Source organism: Tepidimonas sp. HKU78, from assembly GCF_049860815.1.
Lineage (GTDB): Bacteria > Pseudomonadota > Gammaproteobacteria > Burkholderiales > Burkholderiaceae_C > Tepidimonas.
Window position 1 is genome coordinate 316,970 of sequence record NZ_CP187547.1, and the last position, 14,845, is coordinate 331,814.

Annotated in this window: 13 protein-coding genes; 1 reads left to right on the forward strand and 12 read right to left on the reverse strand. The window is 68.4% G+C overall.

Annotated elements, in window-relative coordinates:
• Positions 1–58: 58 nt before the first annotated feature.
• The 5 genes from ACPYIS_RS01620 to ACPYIS_RS01640 are packed head-to-tail and all read right to left on the reverse strand — an operon-like array spanning position 59 to position 6,028.
• Complete coding sequence (locus ACPYIS_RS01620; protein WP_299020752.1) at positions 59–1,198, reverse strand: acyl-CoA dehydrogenase family protein; 1,140 nt, start codon at positions 1,196–1,198, stop codon at positions 59–61.
• A gap of 59 nt (positions 1,199–1,257) precedes the next feature.
• On the reverse strand, positions 1,258–2,445 hold the full coding sequence (locus ACPYIS_RS01625) for an acetyl-CoA C-acyltransferase (protein ID WP_424858658.1): 1,188 nt from the start codon (positions 2,443–2,445) through the stop codon (positions 1,258–1,260).
• A gap of 38 nt (positions 2,446–2,483) precedes the next feature.
• On the reverse strand, positions 2,484–4,328 hold the full coding sequence (gene aceK / locus ACPYIS_RS01630) for a bifunctional isocitrate dehydrogenase kinase/phosphatase (protein ID WP_299020756.1): 1,845 nt from the start codon (positions 4,326–4,328) through the stop codon (positions 2,484–2,486).
• Positions 4,329–4,382: 54 nt separating this feature from the next.
• The gene (locus tag ACPYIS_RS01635) at positions 4,383–5,564 is read right to left on the reverse strand and encodes an isovaleryl-CoA dehydrogenase (protein WP_424858657.1); all 1,182 of its coding nucleotides are present in this window, start codon (positions 5,562–5,564) and stop codon (positions 4,383–4,385) included.
• Positions 5,565–5,605: 41 nt separating this feature from the next.
• A complete protein-coding gene (locus ACPYIS_RS01640; RefSeq protein ID WP_299020759.1) occupies positions 5,606–6,028 on the reverse strand; it encodes a MerR family transcriptional regulator in 423 nt (140 codons plus the stop codon).
• A 163-nt stretch (positions 6,029–6,191) separates the two neighbouring features.
• On the opposite strand from ACPYIS_RS01640, the gene ACPYIS_RS01645 reads away from it, so the two are divergent.
• Positions 6,192–7,139 (forward strand): prenyltransferase, encoded by a 948-nt coding sequence (locus ACPYIS_RS01645; protein WP_424895184.1) that lies wholly within the window; start codon positions 6,192–6,194, stop codon positions 7,137–7,139.
• Between the two features lie 33 nt (positions 7,140–7,172).
• Here the strand turns inward: ACPYIS_RS01645 and ACPYIS_RS01650 are convergent, their stop codons facing one another.
• From ACPYIS_RS01650 to ACPYIS_RS01680, 7 genes are read right to left on the reverse strand one after another with little or no spacing between them, the layout of a single operon-like run.
• Positions 7,173–7,811, reverse strand: coding sequence for a M48 family metallopeptidase (locus tag ACPYIS_RS01650; RefSeq protein WP_424895183.1), 639 nt, complete (start codon positions 7,809–7,811; stop codon positions 7,173–7,175).
• A complete protein-coding gene (locus tag ACPYIS_RS01655; RefSeq protein WP_424895182.1) occupies positions 7,792–8,553 on the reverse strand; it encodes a lysophospholipid acyltransferase family protein in 762 nt (253 codons plus the stop codon). Before ACPYIS_RS01655 ends, ACPYIS_RS01650 begins: the two co-directional genes overlap by 20 nt.
• Positions 8,550–9,143 carry a D-glycero-beta-D-manno-heptose 1,7-bisphosphate 7-phosphatase gene (gene gmhB, locus ACPYIS_RS01660; RefSeq protein WP_299018708.1) on the reverse strand — a complete coding sequence of 198 codons (594 nt, stop codon included), beginning with the start codon at positions 9,141–9,143 and terminating at the stop codon, positions 8,550–8,552. The genes ACPYIS_RS01655 and gmhB overlap by 4 nt, the downstream gene beginning before the upstream one ends.
• A 15-nt stretch (positions 9,144–9,158) precedes the next feature.
• Complete coding sequence (glyS, locus tag ACPYIS_RS01665) at positions 9,159–11,285, reverse strand: glycine--tRNA ligase subunit beta (protein ID WP_424858654.1); 2,127 nt, start codon at positions 11,283–11,285, stop codon at positions 9,159–9,161.
• The gene (gene glyQ / locus ACPYIS_RS01670) at positions 11,282–12,208 is read right to left on the reverse strand and encodes a glycine--tRNA ligase subunit alpha (RefSeq protein WP_299018712.1); all 927 of its coding nucleotides are present in this window, start codon (positions 12,206–12,208) and stop codon (positions 11,282–11,284) included. Before glyQ ends, glyS begins: the two co-directional genes overlap by 4 nt.
• A gap of 12 nt (positions 12,209–12,220) precedes the next feature.
• A complete protein-coding gene (gene lnt, locus ACPYIS_RS01675; RefSeq protein WP_424895181.1) occupies positions 12,221–13,879 on the reverse strand; it encodes an apolipoprotein N-acyltransferase in 1,659 nt (552 codons plus the stop codon).
• Entirely contained in the window at positions 13,876–14,715 is an 840-nt protein-coding gene (locus ACPYIS_RS01680) for an HlyC/CorC family transporter (protein WP_299018742.1), read from the reverse strand. The genes lnt and ACPYIS_RS01680 overlap by 4 nt, the downstream gene beginning before the upstream one ends.
• Between the last annotated feature and the right edge of the window lie 130 nt (positions 14,716–14,845).

Here is a 14,845-nt window from a genome sequence, read left to right on the forward strand (position 1 = left end):
CGATGGAGCGATCTTCGGCTGCCGCACCGGCGCGCCAACCCCGCCCGAGGCGCGCCCGTCAGCCCTCGGCCGCCAGCGCGCGTTGGATCAGGATTTTCTGCACGTCGCTCGTGCCCTCGTAGATCTGGCAGACACGCACGTCGCGCCAGATGCGCTCGACCGGGAAGTCGCTCACGTAGCCATAGCCGCCCAGCGTCTGGATGGCAGCGGAGCACACCCACTCGGCGGTTTCGCTCGCGATCAGCTTGGCCATCGCGGCTTCTTTGAGGCAGGGCTGACCTGCATCCCGCATGGCTGCCGCGTGCCACGTCAGTTGGCGCGCCGCCTCCAGCCTCGCTGCTGCTTCGGCGAGGCGAAAGCCCACGGCCTGGTGGTTGAAGATCGGCTGGCCGAAGCTCTCGCGTTCCTTGGCGTAGGCAATCGCCACCTCGAGCGCGCTGCGCGCCATGCCGATGCTTTGCGCCGCGATACCGATGCGCCCGCCCTCGAGCGCCGACAGTGCGATTTTGTAGCCTTCGCCCTCGTCGCCAATACGGTACTCGGCGGGGATGCGGCACTGGTCCAAGCGGATCTGCGCCGTGTCGCTGGAGTGCTGGCCGACCTTGTCTTCGAGACGAGCCACGACGTAGCCCGGCGTGTCGATGGGCACCAAAAAGGCGCTCATCCCGCGTTTGCCCGCCGCTTTGTCGGTGACGGCGATGACGATGGCCACTTGCCCGTTCTTGCCGCTGGTGATGAACTGCTTGACCCCGTCGAGCACGTACGTGTCGCCCTCGCGCCGTGCCGTGGTGCGCAAGGCCGCAGCGTCCGAGCCGACATGCGGCTCGGTCAAGCAAAACGCGCCCAGCATCTGCCCCTGCGCCAGGGGCACCAGCCAGCGCTGCTTTTGCGCCTCGCTGCCGTAGCGCAGCAAAATGGCGCACACCGGGCAGTTGTTGACGCTGATGGCGGTGCTGGTGCCGCCGTCGCCGGCGGCGATTTCCTCCAACACCAGCGCCAGGCTCACGTAGTCCAGCCCCGCGCCGCCGTAGTCCGTGGGCACGCATACGCCGTAGCAGCCCAGCTCAGCAAGGCCCCGGTGCGCTTCGCGCGGGAACGTGTGCTCGCGGTCCCAGCGCGCCGCGTGGGGCCAGAGTTGCTCGCGTGCGTAGGCGCGCACCGCGTCGCGGATCAGGCGTTGGTCTTCGGTCAACAGCATGGGGGCTCCGGCAGTGGGTGCGTGTCAGCCCAGGGGCCGTCACACGGCCCCGGCAGCGGTCACAGCATTTCGATCGCGATCGCGGTGGCCTCGCCCCCGCCGATGCACAGCGTGGCCACGCCGCGCTTCAGGCCGCGCGCCCGCAGGGCGTGCATCAGCGTGACCATGATGCGCGCACCGCTGGCGCCGATCGGGTGGCCCAACGCGCACGCACCGCCATTGACGTTGACGATGTCGTGCGAGATGCCCAGCTCGGTCATGAGCGCCATCGGCACCACGGCAAAGGCCTCGTTGACCTCCCACAGCCGCACGTCGGAGACCTGCCAGCCGATCTTGGCCAGCAGCTTACGCGTGGCCCCCACGGGGGCGGTGGTGAACCAGTTGGGCTCTTGCGCGTGCATGGCGTGGCCCACGATGCGCGCCAGCGGCTGACAGCCACGCTGGGCCGCGGTCGAGGCGCGCATCAGCACCAGCGCTGCCGCCCCATCGTTGATGGACGAGCTCGACGCCGCGGTGATGGTGCCGTCCTTCTTGAACGCTGGCTTGAGCTGGGGAATTTTGTCGAGCTTGATCTTGCCTGGCCCCTCGTCGCTGGCAACCACGCGCTCGCCCGTGCGGTCCTTGACCGTCACCGGCGTGATTTCGGCGGCGAAGCTGCCGTCGGCCACGGCACGCTGGGCGCGGCGCACGCTCTCGGTGGCAAAGGCGTCCTGCTGCTCACGCGTGAACTGGTACTTGGCCGCGCACTCCTCGCCGAAGGTGCCCATGCTGCGCCCGGGCTCGTACGCGTCCTCCAGGCCGTCGAGCATCATGTGGTCGAACACACGGTCGTGTCCCATGCGGTAGCCGCCACGGCCCTTGAGCAGCAGGTACGGCGCGTTGGTCATGCTCTCCATGCCGCCCGCCACCATCACGTCCGCGGTACCCGCGGCCAGCATGTCGTGCGCGAACATGGCGGCGCGCATGCCCGAGCCGCACATCTTGGACAGTGTGACGGCCCCCGCGCTCTTGGGCAGTCCGGCCTTGAGCGCGGCTTGGCGTGCAGGCGCTTGGCCCTGCCCAGCCATCAGGCAGTTGCCCATCAGCACCTCGTCCACGGCGTCCGGGGCGATACCCGCGCGCTCGACGGCAGCACGGATGGCGGCAGCCCCCAAGTCGTGCGCGGCGAGCGCTGAAAAATCACCCTGGAAGCTGCCCATGGGGGTGCGCGCGGCACCGACGATGACGATCGGATCGGCTTGGCTCATGCTGAGACTCCTGACAGTGGGGAACGAGAAACCACGTCCTAGGCAGCCGCCTCGGCCGTGGGCGACAGAGGCACGCGGCGCTGCGCGCTGAAACGGCGCTCGCGCTCGTAGGGGAAGACGTCGTGCACGTGGCCGGCGAGGATGCGCTCCTTGTGCGCCTGCCAGTAGGCGGGGTCGAGCAAGTCCGCGTGGTGGCGCATGAAAATCTCGCGCACCATCGGGTTGCCGAGCAGAAACGGCCCAAACGTCTCGGGAAAGACGTCGCGCGGACCGACGCTGTACCACACCTCGCCGCTCATCTCGTCGTCTTCGTCGCGCGGGGGCGGCACACGGCGGAAGTTGCAGTCGGTGAGGTATTCGATCTCGTCGTAGTCGTAGAAGACGACCTTGCCATGGCGCGTGATACCAAAATTCTTCCACAGCATGTCGCCAGGAAAGATGTTGGCCGCCACCAGGTCTTTGATCGCGTTGCCGTACTCGATGACCGCGTGCTCGAGCTGCTGGCGCACCGCCGTGTTGCCCGGGTCTTTCTGCAGGGTGTCGAAGCATTCCTGCAGGTAGATGTTGAGCGGGATCATGCGCCGCTCGATATAGACGTGCTTGAGCACGACTTCGATGTTGCCATCCCCGTTGCGGTCACCGATCTCGATCTGGCTGGGCGCGAATTTCTGGATCTCGGCGATCAGCTCGTCGCTGAAGCGTGCGCGCGGAAACCCCACCTCGGAAAACTCCAACGTATCGGCCATGCGGCCCACGCGGTCGTGCTGTTTGACGAGCTGGTATTTGGCGCGGATCTGCTCACGCGTGGTGTCCTTCTGCGGCGGAAAGTAGTCCTTGATGACCTTGAACACGAACGGAAAGCTCGGCAGGTCGAACACCAGCATCACCATGCCCTTAATTCCGGGCGCGATGCGAAACTGGTCGGTGCTGTGCCGCAGGTGGTAGAGAAAGTCGCGGTAGAAAAGCGTCTTGCCCTGCTTGGCCAAGCCGAGCGCGTTGTAGAACTCCGCCCGTGGTTTGCGCGGCATCATGCTGCGCAAAAACTGCACGTAGGCGCTGGGCACTTCCATGTCGACCATGAAGTAGGCCCGCGCGAAGCTGAACACCATCAGCAAATCGTCTTCGCCGTGCAGCAACGCGTCGATGACGAGTTGACCGCGCTCGTTGTGCAGGATGGGCAGGGCGAACGGCAGCTCTTGAAAGCCGTTGATGAGCTTGCCCACCGCGTACGCGCCCTTGTTGCGGTAGAACAGGCTGTCGAGCACCTGGATCTGAAAATTGGCACGCAGCCGGCGGTGGTCGAACAGCGGCAGCATGGCCTCGTGCACGTAGCCGATGTCGCGCGCCAGATCCTCGAACGGCACGCGCAGGCCGAAGTCTTCCACCATGCGCTGCAGTGTGGGCTGGAGATCTTCCAGCCGCTGGGGGTAGTAGCAGCGGTAGGTGGTGTGGCTGTGAGGGTCTTCCGGCTCGATGTACTCCGTGCTGATGGCGGGACGCACGAAGATGAAGTCGTTCTGGAAGTAGCTGCGGTGCAGGATCTTGGTCGTGACGGAGTTGAAGAACGTCTCCGCGAGTTCCGGCTGACGATGATCGACCAGCATGCCGATGTAGAGCAGCTTGACCTGCTGCCACACCTCCATCGGCTGCTGCGAGGCATGGAATTCGCGCTCCAGGCGCGTCACGCACTCCTTGACGCGCATGTCGTAGAACTCGATGCGCTCGCGCTGCGCGCGCTGCTGCCCCACCCAGTCGGCCGTCTCGAACCGGTGCTTGGCACGCGCCGACTCGGCCCGGAACAGCCGGTAGTGGCGGTTGAAGCCATCGATCATCGCTTTGGCGATGTCGTAGGCCAGGGACGAGTCGAGGCGTTGCGGCAGCATGGCGGGGGATCCGGCGGAGGCAGTGTCACCCCGAATCATGACAGATCCGGGGCGTCACATCGTCTGCGCAAACAGCTCGCGCCCGATGAGCATGCGGCGGATCTCGCTGGTGCCAGCGCCGATTTCATACAGCTTCGCGTCGCGCCACAGCCGACCCATCGGGTAGTCGTTGATGTAGCCGTTGCCGCCAAAGATCTGGATGCCCTCGCCCGCCATCCAGGTGGCTTTTTCCGCGCACCACAGGATGACGCTCGCGCAGTCCTTGCGCACCTGGCGCACGTGGTCGCTGCCCAAGCGGTCCAGGTTCTTGCCCACGGTGTACAAAAAAGCGCGCGCCGCCTGCAGGGTGGTGTACATGTCGGCTACCTTGCCCTGGATGAGCTGGAACTCACCGATGGGCTGGCCGAACTGCTTGCGGTCGTGGATGTAGGGCACCACGTTGTCCATCACGGCCTGCATGATGCCCACGGGGCCGGCGGCCAGCACGGCGCGTTCGTAGTCCAGCCCGCTCATCAGCACCTGGACGCCGCCGTTGACCGCTCCCAGGACATTCTCGGCCGGCACCTCGACGTTGTCGAACACCAGCTCGCCCGTGTGGCTGCCGCGCATGCCCAGCTTGTCGAGCTTTTGCGCCACCGAAAAGCCCTTCATGCCTTTTTCGACGATGAAGGCGGTGATGCCACGTGCGCCCGCCTCGGGCTCGGTCTTGGCGTACACGACCAGGGTGTCGGCGTCCGGCCCGTTGGTGATCCACATTTTGCTGCCGTTGAGCACGTAGTAGCCACCCTTGTCCTCGGCGCGCAGTTTCATGCTCACCACGTCGGAGCCGGCGCCCGGCTCGCTCATGGCCAGCGCGCCCACGTGCTCGCCACTGATCAGCTGGGGCAGGTAGCGGCGCTTTTGCGCCTCGGTGCCGTTGCGGCGGATCTGGTTGACGCACAGGTTGGAGTGCGCCCCGTACGACAGCCCGACTGACGCGCTGGCGCGGCTGATCTCCTCCATCGCGATCATGTGCGCGAGGTAGCCCATGGCCGCGCCGCCGTACTCCTCCTCGACCGTGATGCCGAGCACGCCCAGCTCGCCCATTTTGCGCCACAGGTCCATCGGAAACTGGTCGGTGCGGTCGATCTCGGCCGCGCGCGGGGCGATCTCGGCCTGGGCGAAGGCGCGCACCGCGTCGCGCAGCGCGTCGATGTCTTCGCCGAGCTGAAAGTCGAGGCCGGGCAAGTCGGTCATGGTTCGTCTCCTGTGCTGATTGACGTTTACGTAAACGTCAATTATGCCGCCTTTTCCGGCGCCGCCAACCCGTCATCCAAGCGGGCCAGCAGCGCGCGGGCTTCTTTCTCATGCACCTTGATCTCATCCAGCGTGGCCTGCAGATCGGCCATTTGGTCCTCGATCTGGCGCCGGTGCGCCGCGAGCACCTGCAAAAACTTTCGCAGCTGTGGTCCGGTGTCGCGCGGGCTGTCATACATGTCGATCAGCTCTTTGGCCTCGGACAGGCTCAGCCCCAGGCGTTTGGCGCGCAGCACGAGCTTGAGCCGCGTGCGGTCGCGCGCCGAGTACACCCGGCTACGCCCACCCGGCCCGGTGCGCTTGGGCTGCAGCAGCCCCATGTCCTCGTAGAAGCGGATGGCGCGTGTGGTCAGGTCGAACTCGCGCGCCAAGTCACTGATGGTGTAGGTGGTGTGGCTGGCCATGGCAGGGGATCGGGGTGACGCTGGGCGTCGATTGACGTTGACGTAAACGTCAATGACAACCCCGATCTTACTGCCACTGCCGCTTCCGCGCCACCCCCCCCCCCGCCTAGACCCGACCAACACGCCCGCGATACCCCGACCGACGGACGCTATAGTCGAGGGCATGTCCTTGGCCGCAGCCGACCCCCCTTTGACGTGGCACGCCGCATGGCGGTTGAGCCGCCCCGGCTTTCTGTGGGTAACGGTAGCGGCCGTGGCATTGGGGCTGGCCATGGCCGCCGCCTGCGGCTGCGGATTCGACCCGTGGCGCGCCGGGCTCACGATCACCCTGGCGGTGCTGGCCCACGCCGCAGCCAACGCTTGGAACGACTATCACGACGCGCTCAGCGGGGCGGACGCGATCAACCCCGCGCCGTTGTCGCCCTTCACGGGCGGCTCGCGCGCCATCCAGACCGGCACGGCCACCCCGGCGGCGGCCCGGCGCTTGGCCTTGGGCCTGTCGGGCCTGGTGGTGCTGGGCGGGCTGTGGCTGGCACTCGCCGCCGGGGGCGGGCTGATCGCCATCGGCATCGCCGGGCTGGTACTGGCGTGGGCGTATTCCGCCCCGCCGCTGCGCTTGATGGCCCGCGGCCTGGGCGAAGTCACGGTCGCACTGGCGTGGTGGCTGATCGTGCAAGGGGCGTACGTCAGCCAGCGCGGCGCATGGCTGATCGTGCCCATGGTGACGGCGGTGCCGTTTGCGGTGCTGGTGGCGAACATCCTGCTCATCAACGGGCTGCCCGACGCGCCGTGGGATGCGCAGGCGGGCAAACGCACGCTGGCGGTGCGCCTGGGGCCCACGGGCGTGGCTGCAGCCTACACCGGGCTGGCGTTGCTGGCCCACGGGGGGTTGGCGGCGGCAGTCCTGGCGTCGATCGCCCCTACCGCGGCGTGGTGGGGACTGCTGTCTCTGCCGCTGTCGCTGGCGGCCGCAGGGCTGCTGTGGCGACACGTCGCCACCGGTCAACCGGTACCCGCGCTGCGCCCCGCGATTGGGCTGACCATCGGTGCCGCTTTGGTACACGCGCTGGCGCTGACGGTGGCGTTGGGGGTCATGGCGGCCCGGCTGTGACCCGGCAGTGCGGCGCGCGAGCGCGCGGCGCATTCAGCCCAACGCATAGCGCCGCAGCGCGGCGCGCCGCTCGGCGTAGTCTGGCAGTACGCCCGCGACCAAGGCCCAAAACGCGGGGCCGTGGTGCATTTCGCGCAGGTGCGCCAGCTCGTGCACGACGACATAATCCACCAGCGCCAGCGGCAGGCACACCAACCGCCAGTTGAGCGACACGGTGCCACGCGTGCTGGCGCTGCCCCAGCGTGTGCGCGCCGACGACACGCGCAAGGTGGTGGGTTGCACGCCGAGCCGCGGCGCGAAAAGCGCCACGCGTTGCTGAAACAGTCGCCGAGCCTGCTCGCGCAGCGCCGGTGACGGCTCGGGCCACACGGGCCGCGGAGCAGCCGCTTGCCGCTGTAGCTGGGCCAACACCCAGTCCGCCTTGTGGCGCAGAAAACCCTCCACCTGCGACCAATCGGCCCAGCGCGGGGCGCGCACGCTCAAGCCCTGGGGGCCGACGTACAGCCCAATGGTGCGCCGCGCGCTGCGCCGACATTCGTACGCGACCGTCACGCCCTGCAACTCGATCATTCGGTTGGCCTGCGGATGCCGCCAGTGCGTGCCCCCGGCGGTGGGACTGTCCGCCGCCTTCGGTACCGGCACTGCCGTCGGCTCAAGCGGCGGCGGTGGCACGCGACTCCTCGCGATAGGCATCGGGGTCGAGCCGACGCATCTCGGCCTCGATCCACGCCTCCACCTCGCGCATGAGGTCGTCCGGATCGCGCCCGACGCTCGCCATCGGCCGGCCGATCGAAAACACCACCGTGCCTGGGCGCTTGACGATGGCGCGCGCCGGCCAGCAACGGCCCGACGTCACCGCGATCGGGATGACCGGCACACCGGTCTGCACCGCCAGCCGCGCGCCCCCCGTCTTGTACTGCCCGCGCGCCCCGCGCGCCACGCGCGTGCCTTCGGGAAACATGATGACCCAGATACCGCGCGCCAGCAGGCGCCGCCCTTGCTCCACCACGCGCTGAAACGCCTGGGCACGCTTGGCGCGGTCGATGTGGATCATGTCGAGCCGACCCAGCGCCCAGCCAAAGAAAGGGATGTAGAGCAACTCGCGTTTGAAGACGAACGCCAGCGGATGGGGCATCATCGCCGGCAGGCAAAACGTCTCCCAGGTGGATTGATGCTTGGGCAACAGGATGGCCGGCGCATGCTGGCCGACGGGCAGGTTCTCCCAGCCGATGACTTCGTTGCGGATGCCCAACATCCAGCGCGCCGCCCAGATCTGCAGGCGCACCCAGCGGATGCAAAACCAATACAGCCGATCCGACGACACCAGCGGCGCCATGAGCACCGCGGCCGTCGCCCACGGCACCACCGTCACCCCCATGAACAACAGGTGCAGCCACGAGCGCAATGCGTTCATGCACGGCCTCCAGACGGACGCACCGAAGTCTCGCGCGCGATCAACGCATCGGCAAACGCCAGTAAATCGTCGTGGACGGTGACCCCCTCGGGCAACCCGGGCGGGCGCGTACCATCGCGGTGCGCAGCCGACTGACCGGTGAGCACGAGGTGCGTGTCGCATCCCGCCGCCACACCGGCACAGGCATCACGCACCGAATCACCAACCGCGACCAACTGCGTCGGCGGCACCCCATAGCGTTGCGCGATTTGCAAAAACAGACCCGGCAACGGTTTGCGACACTCGCACGCCTCCTCGGGAGCGTGGGGGCAGAAAAACACCGCGTCCACGCGCGCGCCCGCCTGCGCCAGCGCCTTGTGCATGCGCGCGTGCACCGCGTTGAGCGTGGCCACGTCGAACAGTCCCCGCCCCAGACCCGACTGGTTGGACGCGATGACCACCCGCCAGCCCGCTTCGTTCAGGCGCGCCACGGCCTCCAGCGCCCCGGGCAGCGGCTCCCAGTCGTCGGGGCCGTGAAGGTAGTCCTCGGGGTCTCGGTTCAGGGTGCCATCGCGGTCGATGACGACGAGTTTGAGGTCGCGGGCAGGCATGGGGAGACGGCGCGATCAAGCAGCGAGTCGCGACAGGTCGGCCACGCGATTCATGGCCTGGTGCAGCCGCGCGAGCAACCCCAGGCGGTTGGCGCGCAGGTCGGGGTCGTCGGCGTTGACCATCACGCTCTCGAAAAACGCGTCCACCGGCGCCTTGAGCGCCGCCAGCCGCTGCAGGCTGGCGGTGTAGTCCCCCGCCTCGTAGGCCGCGTCGGCCAACGGCTGCACCGCGAGCAGTGCCTGATGCAGCGCCTGCTCGGCGGGCTCTTGCAAGCGGGCGGGGTCGACCACCGGGGGCACCGGCCCCTGCACCTTGCGCAGGATATTGGTCACGCGCTTGTTGGCCGCAGCCAGCGCCGCCGCCTCGGGCAAGGCAGCAAAGGCGCGCACCGCCGCCAGGCGCCGGGGTACTTCGTGCAGCAACGGCGGCCGCAGCGCCAGCACCGCGTCCACCTCCTGCGCCGAGTAGCCCTGCTCCCGCAGGTTGACGGCCAGGCGGTCATAGATAAAGTCGAGCAGCGCCGCCCGCGGATCGCGGATACGATCACCAAAGATGGGAACCGCCAGATCGATCAACGCGGGCAGCGCCAGCGGCAGTTCGCGCTCGATGAGCATGCGCACCACCCCCAGCGCGTGGCGGCGCAAGGCATAGGGGTCTTTGTCGCCACTGGGCAAGGCTCCGATGCCGAACAGCCCCACCAGCGTCTCGAGCTTGTCGGCCAGCGCCACGCACAGCCCGACGGGGTTGCGCGGCAGCTCGTCGCCCGCGAAGCGGGGTTTGTAGTGGTCTTCGATGGCCTCGGCCACGGCGGAGTCCAGGCCATCGTGCAAGGCGTAGTAGCGCCCCATGATGCCTTGCAGCTCGGGGAATTCACCCACCATGTCGGTCAGCAAGTCGGCCTTGGCCAGCTGCGCGGCTTGGCCGGCGCGCTGCGCGAGGGCGTCGTCGCCCCACTGCGCGGCGATCGCTTGCGCCAGCACCTGTAGGCGCTGCACGCGCTCGCCCTGGGTGCCCAGCTGTTGGTGGTACACCACCTTGGCCAGGCCCGGCACCCGCGCCGCCAGCGGGCGTTTGCGGTCCTGGTCAAAGAAAAACTTCGCATCCGCCAGCCGCGGGCGCACCACGCGCTCGTTACCGGTGATGACGGCGCTTGCATCGTCGGGCGTGATGTTGCTCACCACCAGGAAGCGGTGCGTCAGCCGTCCCTGCGCGTCGAGCAGTGGAAAATACTTTTGGTTGGCCTTCATCGTCAGAATCAGGCACTCGGGCGGTACCTCCAGGAAGGCCTCGTCGAACTGGCACAGCACCACGTTGGGCCGCTCGACCAGCGCGGTCACCTCGTCGAGCAGCGCGTCGTCGGCCACCGGCTGGCAGCCGCCGCCAACGCGCGCGGCCGCCGCCTGCAATTGGCGCTCGATCTCGGCGCGGCGCTCGCCAAAGCTGGCCACCACGGCGCCATCGCGCCGTAACATGTCGGCATAGGCGTCGGCGTGCGGAATGTCGATGGGGTCGATACGCGCCTCGAAGCGGTGGCCGTGGGTCTGGCGCCCCGCCTGCAAGCCCAGCACTTGCACGGGCACCACCGCGTCGCCGTGCAGCGCCACCAGCGCATGGGCCGGACGCACGAAGTGCACGCTTTGCCAGCCGTCGGCCAACTGGTAGGTCATGACCTTGGGAATGGGCAAGCGGCGCAGGGCGTCCTCCAGCGCCGCCTGCAAGCCCGCCGCCAGGGTGGCGCCGGTGACCACGCTGTCCCAGTAGAGCACCTCGGCCTTGCCGTCTTGGGCTCGGCGCAGGCGCGCCAGCAGCGCCGCGTCGTCGCTGGCCTCCGCGCCGAGGGCGGCCAATTTTTTGCGCAGCGCGGCCGTCGGCTGTCCATTGGCGTCCAGCCCCACGGAGACGGGCATGAGCTTGAGCTGCACGGCGCGATCGGGCGCCTGTGCGCGCACCGCATCGATGTGCACCGCCAGCCGCCGCGGCGTGGCATAGGGGGTGACAGTGGCGCCGTCTTCCAGCAGCCCCTCGCGACGCAGCCCCTCGGCCACGCCGTGCGCGAAGGCGTCCCCCAGCGCGCGCAGCGCCTTGGGCGGCAGCTCCTCGACGAACAATTCCACCAGCAGGGCAGCGACGGCGGCACTCATGCGGCGGCCTCCTGCGGGGCGCGCCAGCGCGCCAACACTTCCTCGGCCCACGGGCGCGGCGCCATCGGAAAGCCCAGCCGCGCCCGGCTGTCCAGGTAGCTCTGCGCCACGCTGCGCGCCAGGTGGCGAATGCGGCCAATGTAGCCGGCGCGCTCGGTCACGCTGATGGCACCGCGCGCGTCCAGCAGGTTGAAGGTGTGGGCCGCCTTGAGCACTTGCTCGTAGGCCGGCAGGGCGAGTTGCTGCTGCATCAGGTATTGGGCCTGCCGCTCATGGGCGGCAAAGGCGGTGAACAAAAAGTCGGTGTCGGCGTGTTCGAAGTTGTAGGCCGACTGTTCCACCTCGTTTTGGTGGAACACGTCGCCATAGGTCAGCCCTGGCGCATAGGTCAGGTCGTAGACGTTTTCCACGCCCTGCAGATACATGGCCAAGCGCTCCAGCCCGTAGGTGATTTCGCCGGTGATGGGACGGCAGTCGATCCCCCCCACCTGCTGGAAGTAGGTGAACTGCGTGACCTCCATGCCGTTGAGCCAGACCTCCCAGCCCAGGCCCCAGGCGCCCAGCGTGGGGTTTTCCCAGTCGTCCTCGACGAAGCGGATGTCGTTCTTCTTCAGGTCGAATCCCAGCGCCTGCAAGCTCCCCAGATAAAGATCGAGGATGTTGCTGGGTGCAGGCTTGAGCACCACCTGGTACTGGTAGTAGTGCTGCAAGCGGTTGGGGTTATCACCGTAGCGGCCGTCCTTGGGGCGGCGGCTAGGCTGCACGTAGGCGGCTTTCCACGGCTCGGGGCCCAGCGCGCGCAAAAAGGTCGCGGTATGGCTGGTGCCAGCGCCCACCTCCATGTCGTAGGGCTGCAACAGGGCGCAGCCCTGCGCGTCCCAGTACGACTGGAGCTTGAGAATGATCTGTTGGAAGGTCAGCATAAGCGCCACATTCTACGGCGCGCGGCTGCGGCGGCGCGGGCTCGCGGCCCACGCCGCCCACACCAGCACCAGCAGGCACCCCGCCACCAGCGGCGCGTGGCCCCAGCGGCTGGCCCACGCGGCGTACGGGGTCAGGCCACGGCGTCCCTCCACGGTCGCGTCGAGCACCCCGCGCTGCCAGCGCGGCAGCTCCGCCTGCACCCGGCCGCGGTGGTCGATCACCGCGGTCGAGCCGGTGTTGGTGGCGCGCACCATGGGCCGCCCCAGCTCCAGCGCGCGCATGCGCGAGATGTGGCGGTGCTGGTCGATCGCCACCGTATCCCCAAACCACGCGATGTTGCTGACATTGACCAGCACCGTGGGGGCCTGCACCGGGTCGCGAAAACCCGCCGCCAGCTCTTCACCGAACAGGTCTTCGTAGCAGATATTGGGCGCGATGCGCTGCCCCGCCCACACGAACGGCGGCTGTACCAACGGGCCGCGCTCGAAGTACCCGCCCGGGTTGAACATCAGCTCGGTAAACCAGCGAAACCCAGGCGGCACGAATTCGCCAAAGGGCACCAAGTGGTGTTTATCGTAGCGGTAGCGGCTGTGGTGGGTGAACGGATCGACACCCGGCTCGGGTGCCGGACCACCCGGCACCCAGCCCACCACCGAGTTCGCGTAGCCGTCGGCAAAGCCACCCAGCGGCACGCCCAACAACACGGCGGCGTGGCCGGTGCGCACCGCAGCCCCCAGGGCGCGCCAGTAATCGGGGTCGATGTCCTGCGGCAACAGCGGAATGGCCGTCTCCGGCGCCACCACCAGGCCGCCCGCCAGCGCCGGGTCGGCACTGGCCTGCACGATCTGCTGCCCGTACCAGCGCAGCGCCAGCGGGATGCCGGCCTCGGCGTCGAACTTCACGTCCTGCGCGATCGCGCCCTGCAGCAGGCGCACCGGCAGTGTGCCGGCCGACTGCGTGTGCTCGGGCAAGCGCGCCGCCAGCCACGGCCCCGCAGCCGGCACCAGCCACAGCCCCAGCGCCACGCCCAGCGCCGCCCAGCGCCACACCCCGGGCGCCAGCACGACCGCCGCCGCCAGCAGCGCCGCCACCGCCCCCACCCCGTACACCCCGACCCAGGGCGCCAGCCAACCCAGGGCGTCGATCTGGGCGTACCCGCCCGCACCCCACGGAAACCCGGTCCACAACACACCGCGAGCCACCTCGGCCAACGTCCAGCAGGCTGCGAAGACCCACACCGCTGCCCCGCGACCCAGGCGGCGCAGCCAGTGCCACCACAGAGCGGCGGCGAGCGCATAGTACAGCGCCAGAAAGGCCGCTAACGCCCCCACCGCGAAGGCGGACAAGGGCGCGGCCACCCCGCCGACCGTGTGCAGGGAAATGAACAGCCACCAAAACGTCGCCACCAGCCATGCCGTGGCGTACACGCCAGCACGCGCAGCAGCGGCCCCGGCCGATGGCGCACGCACCAGCGCCGCCACCAACACGGCCAGGCTGAGGCCGTGCAGACCGGCCACCGGCTCGCCCGGGCGCAGCCAGGGCTCAAGCGCGACCGCAAACGGCCACGCCAGCGCGGCTGCATGCCACGCCCCGGCCAGCAGCAGTAGCAGCCAGACCGCCCATGCGGCCCCTTTCTCCCGCGCCCTTCCCGCGCGCAGGTCGGCCGTCATGGCGCCTCGGGGGTGGGGCGCGTCACCTTGAACCAACGCACCGCACCCGCCCGGGCATGCTGCACCTGAAACACCAACCCCGCGAGCTCGACAGACTCGCCGCGGCGCGGCACCCGCCCCATTTCGTGCGCGACATAGCCGCCAATGGTGTCGAATTCGTCCTCGGGGAGCGCCACTTGGAACCACTCGTTGACGCGCTCGATCGGCGTGTCGCCGCTGACGCGCCACGTGCCATCGGCCAGGGCAAAGATGTCGCCCTCGTCCTCTTGGACGTCGAACTCGTCCTCGATCTCGCCGACGATTTCTTCCAGCACGTCTTCGATCGTGATGAGACCCGCGACCCGGCCAAACTCGTCGATGACGACGGCCAGGTGGTTGCGGTTGCCCCGAAACTCTCGCAGCAGGTCGTTGAGCGCCTTGCTCTCGGGCACGAACACCACCGGACGCAACAGGGTGCGCACGTTGAGCTCGGGCGCGCGCTGCAGCTTGAGCAGGTCCTTGGCCATGAGGATGCCGATGATGTTGTCGCGCTCGCCCTCATAGACCGGAAAGCGGGAGTGACCGGTGTCGATGACGGTGTTGAGCAGCTCGGCGTACGGCGCGTCGATGTCGAGCACGTCCATGCGCGGGGCGGCCACCATCACGTCCCCAGCGGTCATGTCGGCGATGCGGATCACGCCTTCCAGCATCGCGCGCGACTGGGCATCGATGACGTCGTTGTCTTCGGCGTCGGCCAGCGCCTCGATGAGCTCGTCCTTGGAGTCGGGCCCGGGGTGCAGAAACTCCACGAGGCGCTGCAAGAAGGTGCGTTTGTCTTCGTGCCGCGTACCCGGCATCGGCTGCGGAGAATAGGAGGGATCGGCCACGGGGGTGGTCAGTGGTTGCGACAGACCCTAGCATACAACAGGGCCATCGCATGGGACAGCGTCGCCTGGCAGACCCCGCCTGGCGTGCCCCGCCATCCGG